This is a genomic window from Acinetobacter sp. 228 (assembly GCF_048147885.1).
Genome location: NZ_JAYWYV010000080.1, coordinates 1 through 2,161, shown reverse-complemented (window position 1 = coordinate 2,161; position 2,161 = coordinate 1). Strand labels below are relative to the sequence as shown.

Below are 2,161 nucleotides of genomic sequence, written 5' to 3'. Positions count from 1 at the left end.
TGAGTCACTTCTTCAAGTGAGGTATTTGCTACATCGGCACGGGCCTGTAATACTCGCTGGACCCGATCACCATCGACTGCACCCGGAAGAATAGCGTTAACTCGAATATTATCTGTACCGAGTTCCATAGAAAGCGTTTTGGTAAAACCGATCAGCCCCCATTTTGAAGTGGAATAGGCCAATCGGTATGGATAGCCTAAGCGGCCGGCAATAGATGACATATTTATAATCACGCCTGCCTGTGCTTTCTTTAAATAGGGAATGGCTAACTGGGTAATTAAAAAAGTGCTATTCAGATTTAAATTAATCACCGTATTCCAATCTTCAAAACTTAACTCATCTGCTGCAATGGTCGGGCCTGAAATGCCTGTGTTATTGACTAAAATATCAATACCGCCAAGTTTCTGAATGGCTTGACTAAACATGAGTTTAATTTGCTCATGATCAGCCAAATCACAGGTATATATATGTAGCTTTGTATTATCTTGTTGAAATTGTTCTAGGCTTTTAGCATTAATATCGCAAACAAAAACTTCATCCTGATTGTTTAAAAAGACTTCAGCAATGCATCGTCCAATCCCTGAACCACCTGCACTAATCAATACTTTTCTGGCCATTTTCATTCCTTTGTTATTATGGTTTTAAATTATTTACCTTGATACGACGGCTTACGCTTTTCGATAAAAGCTTGAACGCCTTCATTTTTATCTTCCGTAGAAAACAACAACTGGAATGCTTTTCGTTCTAGAGTTAAGCCTGCATTTAATGGAACGTCTTCGCTCATCAGTGCAACTTCTTTAATTTGTTGCAGGGCAATAGGAGGCATTTTTGCGAGGCTTTGTGCCATTTGAATCGCAGTTGGAATGGTTTGGTCATCTTCTGTGACTTGTGAAACAAGACCGATGATATAAGCTTCTTCGGCTTTTACCATGGCACCTGTCATAATCATGCGCATAGCATGGAATTTACCCACAGCACGGAATAAACGTTGTGTACCACCAGCACCCGGCATTAATTTCCGGTTGGCCAAAGGTTGCGCCTTTACCTGCAATAATAATGTCAGCGTGCATTGCAAGTTCGCAGCCACCTCCTAATGCATAACCATTTACGGCAGCAATCACGGGTTTAGGGCACTGGGCAATCGCATTCCAATAACGTTCTGTATGACGCAATAACATTTCTGTGGAAGTTGCGGTTGCCATTTCTTTTAGATCTGCACCTGCAGCAAAGACTTCTTCACCGCCCGTGAGCACAACCGCATTGATCTCATCGTTAAAACTTAACTCGGTAAAAGCTTGTGCGAGTTGTTTGCGAACTTCACCGTTTAAAGCATTTTTTGCTTCTGGACGGTTAATTTTAACAACCGCTATTTTTTGAATAGAAAAGTCGACTTCTACGAAATTATTCCCTGTTGACATACTCATTTTTGAATTCCTTGTTTCGCATATCAAAACTATATTCCTTTTATGATGCTTATTTTGGAATTTATTTCAAGTCTTATTTCTTTTAACAGCGTAGTTGTTATCTTTTAAAATAGCTAAGTTATTGATATTACGTATTGCTATAATTTTAAATTTCGTTAAACGAAATTAATTTTCAAAAAAGCTTGAAATTTGTATTTTTGTTCTCGTACTATGAAACACATCCGCAATAAACAAGATTTAAAACATGGTATCCAGATTAGCTGGAGATGGCTGATGGGTACGATGGAAATACATAAAAAGGGAGATCACAGATGATCCGTGATGAAGGGATGTTGGAGCAGTTACTTTCAACAATTCGAGATTTTGTAAAAAATGAATTGATCCCTCGTGAAAACGAAGTGGTAGAGAAAGACAAAATTCCGGATGACATTGTGCAGCAAATGCGTGAGCTTGGTTTGTTCGGTCTTACAATTCCCGAAGAATATGGTGGCTTAGGCATCACTATGGAAGAGGAAGTCAGAGTTGCATTTGAACTTGGACAAACTTCACCGGCTTTTCGTTCTTTAATTGGTACTAATAACGGGATTGGCTCAAGTGCAATTTTGATTGATGGTACAGAAGAGCAAAAGCAGAAATATTTACCACGTTACGCAAGTGGCGAAATTATTGGTTCATTTTGTTTAACCGAGCCTGAATCTGGCTCTGACGCTGCCTCTTTAAAAACCAGTGCAATAAAA

Annotated in this window: 2 protein-coding genes and 1 pseudogene; 1 reads left to right on the top strand and 2 read right to left on the bottom strand. The window is 39.1% G+C overall.

Annotated elements, in window-relative coordinates; all coding sequences use genetic code 11:
• The coding region (locus VXQ92_RS16010; RefSeq protein WP_416682487.1) for an SDR family oxidoreductase at positions 1–617 on the bottom strand (617 nt) is incomplete at its 3' end.
• A 29-nt stretch (positions 618–646) separates the two neighbouring features.
• Positions 647–1,424: pseudogene (locus tag VXQ92_RS16005) on the bottom strand (enoyl-CoA hydratase).
• A gap of 311 nt (positions 1,425–1,735) precedes the next feature.
• On the opposite strand from VXQ92_RS16005, the gene VXQ92_RS16000 reads away from it, so the two are divergent.
• Positions 1,736–2,161 (top strand): acyl-CoA dehydrogenase family protein (locus VXQ92_RS16000; RefSeq protein WP_416682485.1); only part of this gene is annotated, 426 nt, incomplete at its 3' end.